The organism is Magnetospirillum sulfuroxidans, from assembly GCF_018224925.1.
Taxonomy (GTDB): Bacteria; Pseudomonadota; Alphaproteobacteria; order Rhodospirillales; family Magnetospirillaceae; genus Magnetospirillum; species Magnetospirillum sulfuroxidans.
This window is the reverse complement of the sequence record NZ_JAGTUF010000015.1, coordinates 1-15,300: the sequence shown is the minus strand read 5'-3', so window position 1 is coordinate 15,300 and position 15,300 is coordinate 1. Positions and strand designations below refer to the sequence as shown.

The window sequence follows — 15,300 nt, the reverse complement described above, 5'->3', positions numbered from 1 at the left end:
TCCTATCCGCCCCAGCACTGGACCGATGCCCAGCAATAGGGGTGACTTGAGGACAGTCGTTGTGTCGGATCCCTGTGCTTACAGGAGCCCTTCTTACTGATTTCGGCCATAGCCTCCTCCTCGGTTACGACGCCAATCTCAAGGGCATGGGTGCCGGTATTTTCCGGGATGGCGGGAATGTTGGCGTTGCGGTAGTCGATCTGGACCTGCCGCTGCAGTTCGGCGCGGTCAGCGTCGGGGTTGGCGGCCCAACGTTGATGGAACCGCCGCGTCAACTCGATGGCATGGGTGCTCAACACCGTCCATGAATGAGCAGTAACGGTTTCAACGCCGGCATGCAGGAATACGGATGGAAGCATCACCACTTCCGCCGGCAAGTCGTGATTGGCCCGGGCGCCATCGCAGCAAGTGAGACCGGCATATTCCAGGTCGGGAAGGCGCTGGGTCAGCAGAGACCGGATCGAGAGGCGGCGCCAACCAACGTGGGAGGCCTCCCAGCCCAAGCCCGAGCGGTCGAGCCCATCCGGGCCACCAACTGCGGTGCCGTGGCCAATATACTCGAATCGGCGACACGATCTTAGGCGGCGCAGCACCTCTTCCGGTACCTGATGGTTGTTTGCTTCGGCAACAAAGGGAGAGTGGCGGCCTGAAATCTCCAGAACTGCCGCCTCCGCCCCCGCGATGGAATTATCCCACAGGCCATAGGCTTCGGTCGGGGCGCTCTTGGTGCGGTTCCTGCGCAGCAGCACCGAGGCGTTGGGGCTGAAAGCGATGCTGAGTTTGTCAAGCAGGGCATCGGTGGGCTTGGTCAAGCCGCAACGGGCCGCCAGCCATGGCCAACGGTTGACAGCCTTGCCCAACCGTAGGGCCGTCATCAGCCGACGCAGGCGGCGCTGCAGTGGGGAACGGTAGCCGGCCACCTGTAGCGGCAGCAGGACCAAGGGGCCACACGGCACCATCAGCATGGACGCGAATCCCGCCTTCGACACAGCATCGGCCAACGGCGCAGTCATGCCGGCCAGCCAGTCGGAAAGTTGCTCCAGGTCGTCGAGATAAGGGGTGATCTTGGTCTCGAGGATAGCACGGGCGACATCGGCGCTCTCGGCCTCGCCGATCCAGGCCAGGGCAACATGGTTGGCCCTCCGCAGTTCATTGAAGCCGTCGGCGGCCTCTAACGTCTCCCATGCCTGCAAGGCAGTGGAGAAATCCCCGTAGAGATTGAGATGGGCCTGGAGGCGGTTCTCGATCTCCCAGCCGGGGGCGGCGAGTCGTTCGGCAGTGATAGTCCCGTCAGGTGGGACGATGAAGGCCCAGCCGCTGAAAGATGTCACCGACAGGTAGACCAGCGGCTTGCCGGTTGCCTGCGCCGCAGCCCGGGCCGCTGAGGCGTCAGGGGGCGAGAAGTGCCGCTCGAGGCCAGGAATCTTTTCGAGTTCCGCGACCGACCGCTCCAGATCGGCCCAGGCCGCTTTGACCGTAGCGGCATCGCCGTTCTTGGCCTGAACGGTAGAGGTCCAGCGGGTGCGGGCATCATCGTAGCGTTTGCGGAGATCTTGGAGCTCCGCCCCTGACAGATGAGCGTCGAGGTCGATCTCGAACAGGCGCAGGATGTCCCCCTGTAGACTCGCCTGCTCCCCCTCCAGCCACGACACCGCCTTGTCGGCATGGCCCTGCATCTGTTCGGCATGGGCGGCGAGACGGGCCAGCTTCTCGGTGGCACCGATCCACTGCTCCTTGTCCTCGCGCCGGGGCAAGGCCCGGCGCAGGATGCGGGCGACCTCGCCCAGCTTGGCGAACAGGGCGGTAGCCTCGGCGAAGCGCTTGCGCTCCACTAGCTTGCCGGCGTCTTCAACCATCACCGCCATCTGATTGGCGACTACGTCGAGATGGCCGCCTTCGATGAGACGGTCGAGGATGGCGAAGGCGCGGTCGCGCAGGACAGGGTCGTCACTAGCGCCAAACGCCTTCATCAGCGTACTGGCCAATTCAGCCACATAGAAGGGTAGTTCCGGATCGGTGGCCAGCTCAGCAGACTTCGCAGCGAGCTCCGCCATCTCCAAAGCCTTGTCAAGGTCGCGAATGCCATCAGGAGCAGTGCGATAGTAGGCCGAAATTTCGTTGTATGTCTCCTCGGCCAGACCCGGTATTGCAAGCCAATGAGCTTGATCTTCAAAACTAGGCCAGATTTCAGCGCGATTGGAAAACAGGTCGTAGAGATGAATATGTGCACGAGCAAACTCCCTCAATACAGGATATGCTTGCTCTGCAATCTTATCGAGGCCACACACTAACCTAATATTTCCAATTGCCTCATAAATACAAAAGCAATCATCACAACAAATTTTCTGAAAATAAATAGCAAGCCCGATGGCTTTTGATGTTGCTATAGATATTTTTGATTCAAGTTTTTGTACTATTTTCGGATAATCCACCGCCTGCAAAAATAACTTTTCGTCCCCATAACTTACAGATATCACGTCATCCTTCTTCCCATTCCCTGTGTACTTCCGGGTATGGACATATTCCTCAGAAAATTGCAGCGCAATTGCAACAAAATAAAAGCTGTCGCGAGGACTTAGCGTAAAGAATGTATCCGCGTCAGAGGGCTGCAATCCACTCAAGTCCCCGCTGGCACAAATAAAAATACCTTCAGATGGAGCTCCGTAGAATGAAACGTTTCCCCGCCCCACTCTAATGTGTGCCCTTGCGCCAGACGCCCCAATCCCGGAACTAATTTGACGCCCCCCATGGGCATCATATGACCCAACTCCAGAAACCAGGCTTAATCCACGGACAACACGTGTTTTTTTGAAATCTCCTGAACTCACCGCCGCACTAAACAGTTTGTTTGCGTCCACATCATTCTTACGGGCACGCTCTGCATTCGCGCCCTGCAGCAACCCATAGCAACTTTTGGAAAACTCATCACCGCACGTGCGGTAAGCGGCGATCGCAGCATCAAATCGACGCTGACCGTATAGGCTTGACAATAGATATTCCGATACATCGCTATGAAATGGGTTAAGAAATCCAGCTGCAATCAGATTCAACTCCGCTTCAAGGTGGCGCCCAAGAGAAGAAAGACAATACGCAATCGCTTGATGAAATGTGCTGCAACTAGCATCAGACGCACGCCACGACGACAAAACAGGCATTCTTTGGCTGTCATTAAAGGCTCCGCTGCGGCGCATCAGCAATCTACCTTCAATTTCCTTTTTTATTGACATTTCAATGAATGAAATTGCTAACTCATACTTATGCTGCCGCAAGAGGCAGGCGCCATACTCAAACAGAGTAAATATGCCATTCGAGCGCCTCAATGCCTTGATAAAGAATCTCTCAGCGTCTTGATATTTATGATGATCACGAAGTAAGCACGCCTTACTCACGTAACTAAGACCATCAACTGTATCGCCTATAATTATCGACGCATCCATGTAATTGATTGTCGCATCAAATGACTCCCGCTGAAGGCAACCAAGCAAGTGAAATATACGCGGATCAGTGTACTTGTCATCCGACGAGTGCGCCAGCCTAGCAGCCTCATCGTATTCCCCAGTATAAGATAAAAATAAAATATTTTTAACAGCCTCGCTGCCAGCGCAATATCTATTTAGAAGAGACTCGCAACTCACTTCTCGATCAAAATCTACACCGTCAATTATGCTGTTATCAGGATAAGAAAAATTCGCAACTCTACTTTTATGCTTCAGCAGAAGCCCAGCTAGAGCATCCTTTCCTTCATGCAGCCGCCCATGTCGCATGGCAGACAAATAAGATAGAAACATATAGATGTCATCCTCGGAGAGGTTCCTTGAAACAACCTCCAATGACAGCATGTCAACTTCAGGCCGCACCCGGGGATAGTTAATTTTAGCCAAGCGCTTATCTTCAAATACAAATCTTAAAGAGAAAAATCGGTGTATCCAGTCTCCGTTCTCAAAATCAGGATCTATTTCTTTTTTATTGGACTCAGAAAATTGTGAAGCCGGCTTTGTGCTGATTATCACGCTACCATCATCTTTGCGAAGGGCCGCGGCGGCGCCCCGGTGCGTGGGATTGCGCTCCAAGCACTGCCGAAATTTCTTCGCCGCGATCTTCTGCGCTCCGGATTTTAAATAGCGCATCCCTTCCTGATAGAGCTTTTCCGCTTCGTTTTCAGCCGACATCTCCGCCTCCCTGCATTCCATGCCCCAGCCCCCCCATAGCCATTCCCCAGCATTGCACCGAGGCCCAGGCATAGGGATGCCCAGACGGCAGTCGCTTGGTGGGATCGGGCCAGGGATCTTCCATCGCCTCGGCTATTGCTTCGGCTTCTTCCTCGGTAATGACGACTGACACGTCGAATGCATGTCGCCCCGTCAGATTGGGCGCAACGTTGGAATCGCGGTATTCGACCTGTATCTGGCGCTGCAATTCAGCACGGTCGGCTTCGGGGTTGGCGGCCCAACGTTGGTGGAAACGCCTGGACAGCTCAATGGCATGACTGTTGAGTACGGTCCAGGAATGGGCGGAGACAGTGCGCGCCCCAGCGTACAAAAGCGCCGTTGGCAACAAGACCACCTCGGACGGGACGTCCGGATTCGCTCGCGCTCCGTCACATGCCGTGAGGTCGGCGTGATCGAGATGGGGGAATTCATCAGCCAGCAAGGAGCGGATCGATAGCCGTGTCCAGTGCCGCCCGACTTTCCAGGCCAAACCGGACAGGTCGAGGGCCCGGGGGCCGGCAACGGCGGAACCGTGGCCCAGGTAGGCGAAGTGTCGGGCGGAGCGCAGGCGGGCAAGCACCTCTTCGGGATCCAAGTCGCGATTCTCTTCGGCGGCATGCGGGGTGTGGCGAGCGACAATTTCGCAGGTCGCCTGGCCTTTGCTATCGAGTTCATCGTCCCACAGACCATAGGCGCCAATGCTTGGGCGTTCCCCAACCTCCTTCCGGCGCAACAGCACCGAGGCGTTGGGGCTGAAAACCAGGCTAATCTTGTCCAACACCGCCTCTTGCGGCGGTTCCAGCCCGCAGTGGCCTTTTCCGGGGTGGCATTTAACGGTATCGGCCAAGCCCAAGGCGGTAACCAGCCGACGAAGACGGCGCTGTTGCGTTGGTCGATAGGCGGCCAGCTGCAGCGGCAGCAGTACCAACTCCCCACAAGGAACCACCACCACGGACGTAAAGCCGTAGCGTTTCACCATATCAACCAGTGGCGCCATCACTTCGACCAAGTCCCGCGACAAAAGTTCGAGATCGTCGAGGAAATGAGTGATACGAGGCTCCAGCCGAGAACGGGCGATATCGGCGTCCTCTGCGTCCGTGATCCATGTCATGGCGGGATGGCGTTGGTTTGCCAGATCATCAAGCCCTTTGGCCTCGCGCAACGCCTTCCAGGCCTGCAACGCAGTGCGAAAATCGTCGTAACGGCGCAGGTGTCGATGCAATCGTTGACTTAGCCATTTACCATCCACGGACAGTTTCGTGCCGATGACGCGGCCCTTGGGCGTCGCCATGAAGGCCAGCACGCCGTGATCGGTTGCCGAAAGGTAAACTAGGGGCTTGCCCATGGCCCTCGCCGCCGCCCGTGCTGCGCCGGCAGCGGCGGGTGCAAGCTGTGGGCCGAAGCCCAGCTCCTCGAGCTCGCCTGTGATCTTCTCGAGGGCACGCCACGCAGCCTGTGTTTCGGCGGCTCGGCCATTACGGCCGGCCTCCACCCAGCGGTCGCGCGCCGTCTCATAGTCCAGCTGCACCGCCTGCCACGCGTCGGGCAGGTGACCCAGATTAACTTCATATAGGCGCAGCAGGTCCGATTGAAGACTTGCCTGTCCCGCTTCAAGCCAGGCCACGGCACGCTCCGGTTTGCCGCGCAGGTACCAGGCATGGGCGGCCATCCGCCCGAGCGTTTCACTCGCGCCGATCCAATGTTCCTTGTCTTCACGCATCGGAAGATTGCGCCGCAGGATGCGGGCGATTTCACCAAGCCGATCGAAGAGGTCGGTGGCGTCGCGAAGCCGCCGGCCGATTCGCAAAGCGGCCTGGGGCAAATATTTGGGGGCCTCCAGAAGACGCCCCGCATCGGCGACCAACCGGCCCATGTGCCCGGCAAGAACGTCCAGATGACCACCGGCCAACATATCGTCCAGGATGCCGTAGGCCCGAATTCGCGCCTCGCGGTGACTGGAACGGGCGAAGGCTTTCAGCAGCAGCCCAGCCAGTTCGGTCCGATAGGCCGGCAATTGCGGATCACCCGCCTTCTCTGCCAAGGTGACAGCCCTCTCGGTCAGCGCCACGGCCCGGTTGAAGTCGCGGAGATCGCGGGGGTGGGCGCGGTAATAGCGGGAGTAGCTGTCATAGGTGTCCTCGGCCACGCCAATGCTGGACAGCCAGTGACTCTGCTCCTTCCACGGCACCTTGGCGCCGTCAGCGTCAGAAAACATTTCCGACGCGGCTAGATGCAGTCGGGCCGCGAAGACCAGCAGAGGAAGGAGAGGCGTGAAGCGCTCGTCTTCAAAATTCAATTTGGCAAAATGCCCCAGCGCCTCACACAGAAGGGCCGGGCCATCACTCGGTTCCAGTGAATAGCAAAAGCCGAAGAATATGCCCCGCCCCAACACGGCTCGTTCATCCTCCGAGAAAATCGAGACATCAAGCTGTGATAGGCATGGCGGCGTCGCGCCCAACAATAGGACCGCGTCGACGCGGTAGCCCTCATCGAAATAGGCCGCCGCCAGATGATGGGCGCTGTCAAGGCGGGTCGCACGGCCGTATCGGTCGCGTAGGCGGAACAGCGTCTCGTGCGCTGTGGCGTCAAGGGGATTGCCCCCCAGATGGGACTTCAGGTCAGCATTGGATTGGGCGTAGTCTGAAAGAATGGCCGGAGGGGGCAACATCGCAGCTGCTGCGGCGGCCGTGGCGTTCGCGAGTTGGGACACCCTATCGCCAGCCACCTCCAAAACACTCTCAATATGACCAACTAGTTCACGAATTTGTTCCTGATTTATCGAGTTTGCGCTTCGAGCACTTCCTTTTGAAGCTTCAAGGTCATTACGCATTTCTTGTCTAATCCGCCTAAAATAAGGCGACTTCTCGAGTGCTTCGCTAAGGGATAGCCTCGCTATAAGATTGATCGGCCCTGTGTTGCCATGTTCGTGCTGAAGCGCAAGCTCCCGCATGTGAACGGTAGCATCTATATGGTGATCGTTCAGAGCGCTGGGCTCAACTTGAAGGTAGTTAAGTAATTCGCGACATAAATGCCTTACTGTCGACCACCTATCAGCTAAGGCATATGATGCTATGGCGTTATACAGAGCCAAACCATTCGCATGCTGCCCCACTATTTTTAACTTGGAAGATATATCACGATATGATTCCAGGTATAAGTCTGCAGATAGATCATATTCATCTACATTAAAATAGCAGACAGCCAGGCCGATCTTGTAACCGATGTGGCCACTTGCTGAGCGGTACGCCCTCTGCATTAACGCTTTTGTTTCCAAATCAAAGCTATATAGCGACTGAGATATCACTCCCACCCGGGATTCATCACGCGACCTCACGTACGCATAATTAAAACAATACTCATGATTTTCTGGATCGAGTGAAACTGCTTTTGAGAACGCCTCCATTGCCGCGCGCCAATGATCACAAACGGAGTAATAAATGCCCATGAAATTGTGGTGCGCCGCATCCTTATCGTCAAAGCTGAATGGTGGCGGTATGTCATAATAGCCGGATTTACATCGACTTTCGTGTGGCACACCATCCCATTCCATAGCACCATGCCGATGGCGCAGGCTGCCAAACATGTCCCAAACCAATGTTCTGGTGCGCTCGTTTTCCGTGGCGGATGGGCTACCCCTACACTTTTGCGGCGCGGATCCTTCCTCAAAATAAATATCAAAATAATGAGGGAAAACAGATGGGAGCACTGCCTCGCCATGCAAAAAGGCGAAGTCGTTTGTGCGCCACTTGGATATATCTATTTGGCGCCAGCCCTTCATGCTGCCTCATAATTCCCAGACTCAAAGGATGTGGCCACATCGAGCAGCTTTCTCGTTTCCACCCAGTCTTGCCGCCTTTGCACATGCCTTCCCAAAACCCCCCGATATACCGGCTCACACGCCGTTTTCATCCATTCATGGGCGGTTGCAGCTGCTATCGGACCCGACATGCGCTTGCCCGCCATCAGCCTAACCGCCATGGTCAACGCCTCTGACTGATTGATCACCTCGCCCGGGATGTTACTGATTCGAAAGCCCTGGATTCCTTGCTGCTTGGCGTAATGACCGAGCAAGCCGGCATACTGGTAGGACACTGGCAGCTTGGTCGAATAGGGCGCGCTGTGGGGCAGGCAGGAATCCATATCGATGAGATACCCTCGGCCACTAGTGGTGATCATGACGTTCCGGTCGCATAGATCAGAGTACCAATGCTTGCGACGGTTGGCATCAAAGAGTGCAACGAAGACGTCAGAGGCGATCTGGGCCGGATCGTAAGAGCCAGGCGCGGCCTCGGACAACAGAACGCCATCAAGGGCTTCCGTAAACAGGTAATACTCGTCGCCATCCCGGCTGATGCCGGCGACGCGCGGCGAACGTTGGAACGGCTGGCGTTGGGCCAAGCTTTGGACCAGCAGGTTCCACCCGGTAAAGCCGTGCTTGTGGCGCTTGACGAAATAGCGCCTGCCGTCCAATTCGATGAAGGCAAACTGGGCCGGCGGGTTCTGGGTCTTCCAGTCCAGCTTACGGCTATCGAAGGAATGGCGCTTACCGTCGATGATCACCGCATTCATCATGCGTCGTCCTCCAGTTCAATCACCACGAGGGTCTTATCGTCGTGCGTTGACGGCCTGTATCGAGACAGGTTGTCTCTGATCGTGTTGCTGGGCAGATGGCCCAACTGTGCCGCCATCATGGCATCCAGGCGACCGATACCGTCGCTGCCAGCCGCCACCAGGGTCACATCCGCGACGCCCCCGACCTTCAGGTCACGGGGGTCGCTGGTGATGAAGCGATAGCTGTCGCTGTCCATACGCCGGAGGCGAAGGAACAGACGGCTTTCCGGATAGCTGATCCGCGCGGCCTTGCGGCCATGCGCGAGCAACTTGCAGTCGCCCGAAATCGCGTAATCCAGTGCACCTTCAGTTGAGAGCCGCCCACAAAGAAAGGTCGCCGAGAAGTCGAGGTGGCTGTGATGAGTGCAGCCGGTCATGGCCAGATCGTCGGGATCCAGGGCGAAGGCCTGGTCAAGAAGATCCCTGCCGTCGGCAGTGCCCATCAGGTCGTCGAGGGTATTGCTCCAGCGGTCGATCACGGCGGAGATGACCCCGCTCACCACCAGCTCTGGGAAGTTCGGATTTTGTCGGCGTGTGCGGCGAAAAGCGTCGGCAAATTCCCGTCCTAAATCCTGGGCCAGACGGCGCGAGGAAAACTGGGAACCGATCACCGCGCTTTCGCTTGTGCCATCCGCTACCCAAAAGCCCATTTGGTTCCCCGCAAGAAGGAAGCCGCCAGCATCCTCGCCCAATCCCTGGTCATCTGCCTTGCGCGGCCCAGCGGTCATATGGACTTCCGCCGAAAACGTGCGACGACCGGCAAATTCCGGAACAATGTCACCGGAAGCCCAGGCAATCCCGACACCACGAAAGGCCGTCGCATCAGCGGGCTTTGCCGGTGTGAGAAACTTCAGCAATTTGTTCATGGTTCCGCCCCCTTTCCTGTCAGGTAGGTGATCGGCGGGTTATGCCCGTCGATCACCTCCCGGGCGCTGTTATTCGGCCGCATCGCGCATGCGGGTGGTGGTGGAGCGGCTGGGAACGCACATCGGACAGAATCCGCTGGAAGCCGAGGCCATCTTAAACAGCCCCCGCAGGCTGGCGATCTGCTGCGGGCGAGTCACCGCGAAGAATTGGCGGGCATTATGCTCCGGGCAGAAGCTAGCAGCTTTTTGCAGCTCAATGGCTCCGGCATCCTCGACATCACCGAAATAGGAGGTGATCAGAGGATCCACGCCCTCGCCGGCGAACGGATTGGCGAGGGCGCCGCCGCCATTGTGCTCGCCATCCGACAGCAACACGCAACGGTAGTTCGGGACGACGATCGTGCCGCCCGCATCTGTCAAGGTGGTGTGCATAATCGGCTTGACGTCTTTCGGACCACCCCAGGGAGACAGGTCGCCGGAGCTAACCAATCTATCGCGCATCCGTTTGGCCTCGTTCAGCGCCAAGTTGATGTTGGTGCCGTTGTTGTTGCGCCGCATCGCTTGGCTCAGGAAGGCCGCCAGATCGGCGGGGGTGGTGAAGCGCGAAAAGATTTCCTCCAGCGAGGCGAACAACACCACCTCCAAGTCCGAGGAAAACGTGACAACGGCGACATACGCATCCATGGGGTTGGAAATATCGCGAAGATCAAAGATGCCGCCAGCCGCCGATGCGACGAACAGGTCGGCGCGGGTTGCGGTCGCCGGAGGGGCGACAGGGACGAAAACCGATGGGGAACGATCGATGAACAGCGAAGCCAGCCCGATGGCGCGGCGGTTTTCGTCGGCCTCGGCCTGGGCATAGACCGCCAGCGCTTTGCTGTTTTCGACCAGCGCGGGGTTTTCGTCCTCGGAAATCACCTCGACCAGATAGCCGACGCCGGCGCATTCCGGGCGGTCACAAAAGCCGGTCGGCGTCATCTGGTCGAACATGTGGGATGGATCGTTGGTGCATTGGTACTTGATTGGCATGGTCATAAACTCCCCAGGATCTGTCGGAGAGCCGTACAGCTGACACTTGCCAGCAATAGATCCCGACTGGGTTTGGCTTCACCTTGTTCCGTGTGATGACGGAAGCGGGTGGGCATGGGGAAATGGTGCCATCTCGCCTCTGCTGTGTCCGAGCGGGAGAAGCTGTAATCAACTGCGAGAGCGGCGGCACGAAATACCTCGGTGATTCGAGGGATCGGATCGGCGTCCGGCGGGCCCAGGGGGACCACGAGGAGATCGTTCAAGGACCAGAGACGCGGCTCCAACACCTCCACCAAGAACCCGCGGCACTTGGGATGGGGACAGAAGCCCGACGGGCTACACTTTTCGATGATGTGGCGGTGGTCTTCGCTGCATTGGAACGGCATGGCTCTACTCCCTCTGTCGTTACCACTCAGCGGCGCTCTATTTCCGCTTCGGACTCCGCCTGAGGAGAATTCCGAGGCGAATTGGTGCCCCCATCATCCTGACCCATAGTTGGCCGTCGGCCGTTGGTCATCAGGAAGTCGAGAAACGGGTGGAGGCCAAGGCCGGCACAGCTTGTGTGGGGGATCGGCGTCAGCTTCAGTTCGGTGGTCTTGTCTTTCATGGTGGCGTTCTCCTTGGTCGGTTTATTCGATGCGTGCGCATGATGACGGGGGTTTGATAACTGTAAAAAGCTGCATTTATTGCCATTAGCTGCAGCAATGTATATTGATAGCTAGAGTTGGTATGGGTAGCATTCCAGACGTTTGGCTAATGACGATGGAGGTTGCCATGCCCGAGTTTCCCTATGGACGGATGAAGCTGGAGGCCCTGTGCCTCAGCCCCCTCAACGTCAACAAGGTTCCCTATGAGCCCGCCAACGAAGACGGGTTGCCCCGGGCCATCGGAGCCGCTCTTGGCAAGGACGAGCCGGTCTCCATCAACGATTCCCTTTCCCGTCCGGCCAAGAATCAGCCGGAGAAACGGGCCGTTCCGGGTGATATCGAGAGCAGGGGAGAGCTTTCGAGGAATGCTCTCCAAGGGCTGCTGCTGCTGTTTCCAGGGCTGACTCCCGAGATGGTCGCCGAGAAAAATTTCGACATGTTCAAGGCGGTATTGGGCGAACGCGTTGAAATGATGCGGGCCGGAAAGATCGCTTATGATGAGGTGGAGTGGCGCAAGGCCAATACCTTCATTTTCAGTGTTGATCTCCTGCCCCTTAATCAGGACATGATCCACATAGAGCAGCGGATTCAGCCCGCGGGGCCGAGCCTCATGCTGGTCCCTGACGACCCGGAAGCCACCAAGACGCAGATCGACACCTATCCCTGCGATAGGCCGGTCCGTGTGCGACTGTATCCCCGGTCCTATCCCGGTACCGATGAAGCAAGCTATTTCTACCTGCTTTCCATCGATCCGGGCGGACGTATGTATTGGCTGGCGCCCTCGACCATCCTTCCCAATAACGATGTCTATGATGGGCACGGCGGGCAGCCGATCTTCTTTCCCCAGGATGCCGATGGGGAGCGCAGGTACGTCCGGACCTCCAAGCTGACGGGTTCGACGACGGTTGTCATGATCGTCAGCGCGAAGCCCTTGGGCTTCCAGCTTGACAAGCTTGGCCCAAAACATCCGCCGCGTGAAATTACCATTCAGGAACTGGAAGCGATCCAGAGCCGCCTGAAGACCGCTGGCGACTGGCTTGCCGAGAAGTTCATCTATTTTACGGAGAAGGACCCCTCCGACGTTTCCGCCAGTCTCTGATCCTCCCACCTGTCGGAGGTCCGGTGCGGTTGGAACACCGCCCGGACCTCCGTTCGTTCTAGCGCGCAGGCGTGTCGGACGGATTCTTTGAAGAGGTTTGCTGAATGGGCAAAGGACTTCCTGCAGTAAATTCTTCGCCTGTCCCAAATTGGTAAGCGTGCTCACCACAAGCTCTCCATCGTAGGGCGGTGTTTGTCTCCGCGAGCTGTCTCTTTTCCCTCCGGTTTACGTCGGAACCGTGCTGGTGTCGGCATACGCACAAACAGGAACACCGGTTCCTCTTGAGGGCATGCCCACTCGTCGAATTCAGTCGTAATGGGGAGGCCTGAGGAAACATGCCGACCGGCGGCCAGCACCTCGGCCCCGACGGCTACTCCCAAGCGGCCCAGGAAATCGTTGCCGCCATTGATCTGATCCGCTGAGGCACAGTAGAGGTTGGGCCAGAGCGTCCGCAGACCTGGCAACCACGTCGGCGGGAGCCAACACAAGCGGCTGAACGGTTGGGCGCCGTGGAAGGAGCGGGCGAGGAGGTCCCGGAATTCCACCGGGGTGTACTCAAGAACGACAAGTCCATCCAACTTCGTCCCCTCCACACTTTTGTGTTCACCCCTGTCCATGCGGCCGTCGTGATCGCGGAGGGTCACGACATCCGTAAGCCACACGGCGGCATGCGACCGAACTGCGAACAGGAACTGCCCCACTTACAGTGCTTTCCGGTGCACCGAACGCTGTTCGTGCCGCCGCCCCCAGAGTGACAGTCAGAGGAACCGTCAGCGCGGCCCTGGCGCGCCATGTGATGCCAGGAATAGGTACTAGAGTTCGCAGTCGTCGTCGGCTTGATCTGTAAGGTCATGGTCCGTCTCCTCGACAAATTCGATTGAACGGGGTCTTCACCGCTCGGTCATCCCTCCGGCGGACACGCCACGGCAGAATCGACGAAGGTCATTTCACACCACCGCCTTTCCCGACACATCCCCGGCCCCGACTGCAAATCGCTGCACGCCTGCAGGGCGAGATGCAGCCGATTGCAGCGCAGGCCGGGCTCCCGTTCGTTTGCGGCCTGGAGTTCACTGTTCTCGTCACAGGGATGAAAATTGGAGATTCGGATGAACCAGCCTCAGCGAGCGACCAAGCCGACGCCGACGAGGGAACTCCGGCTTCCTGCGGAAGCCCTTCACGCGATCGATTGCTACGCGGACACGGTCCGAGAGGCAGCTTCAATTTCCCAATTGGCGCAACAGCTCGGCCGCCCTGCTCACCCGGTGCTGAAGGCGCGCGGCATCTATCGTTGGATCGCTCAATTTGTTGCCTATGACGTGGAGGCCTTCTTTACCGGCCGGATCGCCGACGACGATCCCCAGGTAGTCTTGTCCCGACGCAAGGGCATGTGTGGCGGCTACGCCCGGCTCTTTGAGGCGCTATGCCACGCCTGCGGATTGACGGCCGTTACGCTGGTGGGCAAGGTCAAAGGCTATAGTTTCGCGACGAACGGATCCCTGGGCGGCCACGCCTGGAATGCGGTCTTTCTGGAGGGGGGCTGGCGTCTGGTCGACGTCACCTGGGGCAGCGGCGCCATCGATGCCGACAGAAATTTTAGTCGCTCTTTCAAGGACCACTATTTCGCGGTTCCGCCCCATCAGCTTGCCAACAGCCATTTTCCGGATGATCCCGCGTGGCAATTGATGACGCTGCCTCTCGATCTGGACACCTTCATCAACCAGCCCCGCATTAGCGTCGCTGCATTCAACCTTGGCATCGCCCCCGCTAGCCACAGGAACCGGCGGATTAACGCTCCGCGTCACCTCGCGATTTCGTTCCATGCTGGCACCGATGCCAAACTCCTTGCCAAAATTGGCGGAATTCAGGCGTTGCCCAGCCAGCGCTGCGAGTTCGTCGCCTTTCACGCCCCTCGAGCGGGTATCAGAACCATCGAACTGACATTGCCCAAAGACGGGCTTTATCGGTTGCAGCTGTTCGCCAATGCCGGAAACAGCAACCAGTACGACCTAGCTCTAGAGTATCTGATCCAGGCTTGCGGAAGGTAAACCTGAGGGAGAGTGAACATGCACATCGGGCAAATCGACATCCTCCGCCATTTGAAGAAATCGGCCAGTGCATCAGTGCGTTACCTACGCGATGCCATCCGTAAGATCACGCCCATTACCACGGATAAAGAAATATGGGTGTGCAGCCGAGATCCCAGCCACCGCTACACGACGCTTCCCTCTGAGGATGGCTTTTGCGGCCATGCAGAGTGCTATGGCGTCGGGTACCTGGAACGTCAAGCTCAGCCAAATCGGGGGGGCAGGCGCACCTCTGTGGCGGCTCTCGTTGGAGCCTTTGCTATTGGAGTGACTTTGGTTTCCGGTGTTTCTACCCTGATGCCTTTGTCGATGCGTAACTACGCCACTGATGAAAGCACACGGATACATCTTCTGATCCGCTTCTTTGGATTTTGCGCAGAGGAACGGTATGCGGAAGCCTACCGCATGCTGGCGGCAGCTACTCAGGAACAGACATCCCCGGAATATTTCACTCAGCAGATGAGAAGATTCGGAGCGCTCGTGATCACGGACGCAAGCCCAATGCGCGATGATGGGTTGCGCACGCATTTGATTAGCCGGGACATATACGGAAACATTCATAACTTTATCTCAGATGCCAGAGTTGCATGTGGCGCAACCGGGTGCGCCATTACGGATTTTTCAATCAATATCTTCTATATTTCTAGGCGGTGACCCGTGCTCTGCTGCTGGTTTGGCGTAATACCAATTCCCGATAATTGCGACTCATGGCGGGGATTCCCAAGGAGGCGCTGATCTGATTCAACATGGCAAACG

Annotated in this window: 9 protein-coding genes; 3 read left to right on the top strand and 6 right to left on the bottom strand. The window is 57.6% G+C overall.

Annotated elements, in window-relative coordinates:
- Positions 1-2: 2 nt before the first annotated feature.
- The 6 genes from KEC16_RS14350 to KEC16_RS14325 all read right to left on the bottom strand — a co-directional run bounded on the left by KEC16_RS14350 (position 3) and on the right by KEC16_RS14325 (position 11,321).
- Positions 3-4,169, bottom strand: coding sequence for a CHAT domain-containing protein (locus KEC16_RS14350; protein ID WP_211550121.1), 4,167 nt, complete (start codon positions 4,167-4,169; stop codon positions 3-5).
- Complete coding sequence (locus KEC16_RS14345; RefSeq protein WP_211550119.1) at positions 4,159-7,986, bottom strand: CHAT domain-containing protein; 3,828 nt, start codon at positions 7,984-7,986, stop codon at positions 4,159-4,161. Before KEC16_RS14345 ends, KEC16_RS14350 begins: the two co-directional genes overlap by 11 nt.
- Complete coding sequence (locus KEC16_RS14340) at positions 7,983-8,780, bottom strand: RIO2 family protein (RefSeq protein WP_211550117.1); 798 nt, start codon at positions 8,778-8,780, stop codon at positions 7,983-7,985. The genes KEC16_RS14345 and KEC16_RS14340 overlap by 4 nt, the downstream gene beginning before the upstream one ends.
- On the bottom strand, positions 8,777-9,685 hold the full coding sequence (locus KEC16_RS14335; protein WP_211550115.1) for a hypothetical protein: 909 nt from the start codon (positions 9,683-9,685) through the stop codon (positions 8,777-8,779). Before KEC16_RS14335 ends, KEC16_RS14340 begins: the two co-directional genes overlap by 4 nt.
- A 69-nt stretch (positions 9,686-9,754) precedes the next feature.
- The gene (locus KEC16_RS14330) at positions 9,755-10,675 is read right to left on the bottom strand and encodes a VWA domain-containing protein (protein ID WP_211550113.1); all 921 of its coding nucleotides are present in this window, start codon (positions 10,673-10,675) and stop codon (positions 9,755-9,757) included.
- Positions 10,676-11,126: 451 nt separating this feature from the next.
- Positions 11,127-11,321 carry a hypothetical protein gene (locus tag KEC16_RS14325; protein WP_211550110.1) on the bottom strand — a complete coding sequence of 65 codons (195 nt, stop codon included), beginning with the start codon at positions 11,319-11,321 and terminating at the stop codon, positions 11,127-11,129.
- A gap of 167 nt (positions 11,322-11,488) precedes the next feature.
- Here KEC16_RS14325 and KEC16_RS14320 point away from each other — a divergent pair, with 167 nt between their 5' ends.
- The 3 genes from KEC16_RS14320 (at position 11,489) to KEC16_RS14310 (ending at position 15,198) form a co-directional block, all read left to right on the top strand.
- Entirely contained in the window at positions 11,489-12,460 is a 972-nt protein-coding gene (locus KEC16_RS14320; protein ID WP_211550108.1) for a hypothetical protein, read from the top strand.
- A gap of 1,106 nt (positions 12,461-13,566) precedes the next feature.
- Positions 13,567-14,505 carry a transglutaminase domain-containing protein gene (locus KEC16_RS14315; protein WP_211550106.1) on the top strand — a complete coding sequence of 313 codons (939 nt, stop codon included), beginning with the start codon at positions 13,567-13,569 and terminating at the stop codon, positions 14,503-14,505.
- Between the two features lie 18 nt (positions 14,506-14,523).
- Positions 14,524-15,198 carry a hypothetical protein gene (locus KEC16_RS14310; RefSeq protein WP_211550104.1) on the top strand — a complete coding sequence of 225 codons (675 nt, stop codon included), beginning with the start codon at positions 14,524-14,526 and terminating at the stop codon, positions 15,196-15,198.
- Positions 15,199-15,300 lie beyond the last annotated feature (102 nt).